1 protein-coding gene is annotated in these 879 nt (G+C 37.2%); it reads left to right on the top strand.

The features are described 5' to 3' along the window. Nucleotides 1-510 precede the first annotated feature (510 nt). Entirely contained in the window at nt 511-840 is a 330-nt protein-coding gene (locus IEX94_RS12065) for a DUF3899 domain-containing protein (RefSeq protein ID WP_188857727.1), read from the top strand. The last annotated feature ends 39 nt before the right edge of the window (nt 841-879 follow it).

The following is an 879-nucleotide window of genomic DNA, read 5'->3' as shown; positions in this document are numbered from 1 at the left end:
CCAGAAATACTGGAGTGGAAAGGGTACCGAGAAAATCTTGACACAAACCCGATCAGGAATAAATTGGCATAAAGAATTATCCAATGATAAGCTGATATTGCAGGCATAACTTTAAGATGTTCAGATAAGAGGAGTTAAATAACCCTGTTTTTGGGGTTAGCCACTATAATTGATTATCGTTTTTTATGCTACCTTTCAGTTTAATTCTTGCATGAATGCGTTTTCATAATATAATATACCAGTAGATTTATAATTCGGCAAGACTTTTTTAAAGATAAGAAAGTATTAAATAAAAATACTATGGTAACTTAGGTATCCAGGACTAGCCAAGTCCGCTCTGCGTCCAGAAACACAGTTTGTACGTTGCTGCGACTACTGGATGTGCTAGTACAAACGCCCTTTAGCGGGACGATCTCTGTCCCAGGTGTTGCGAAGATGATCGCGTTTTTTACCTGCAAGGGCGCTTGCCTTTGTTCTCGTATCCATTTTTTATAAAGGATGTTAACCTACATGCTCAAGAAAATTTTGATTTGGAATAGTATAACTCAATTACTTGTGTTACTGCTTGCTATGATTTTTTACAAACGTGCGGACCTATTAGCCTATATTAATGTATCTTTTATTATTGGCACTGCACTAATCCTCATAGCGATGGCTGGTTATGTAATAAAAGGACGTTTCTTTGATATCATTTTTTATAGTTTTCAGCACACATTTAGTAACGTGACTGAAAAAGACCGGAGACCACTATCACGTCTTGTTCCCCAAAATTACCAACTTCCGCTCATAACGGGGATGGTAACTATTTTGCTCATGCTTTTAGCCTTATCTTTATATTAAAACCGAAACAGCGACTCCCATTGCGTGAGCGAACTTAAT

The organism is Oceanobacillus indicireducens, from assembly GCF_014647195.1.
GTDB classification, from domain to species: domain Bacteria; phylum Bacillota; class Bacilli; order Bacillales; family Amphibacillaceae; genus Oceanobacillus; species Oceanobacillus indicireducens.
Note: the sequence above shows the minus strand (reverse complement) of the source record. Positions and strands in the feature narration are given on the sequence as shown.

Excerpts from the sequence above, each read along its gene's own strand:
- IEX94_RS12065 (WP_188857727.1), top strand. The coding sequence starts at position 511 with ATGCTCAAGAAAATTTTGATTTGGAATAGTATAACTCAATTACTTGTG.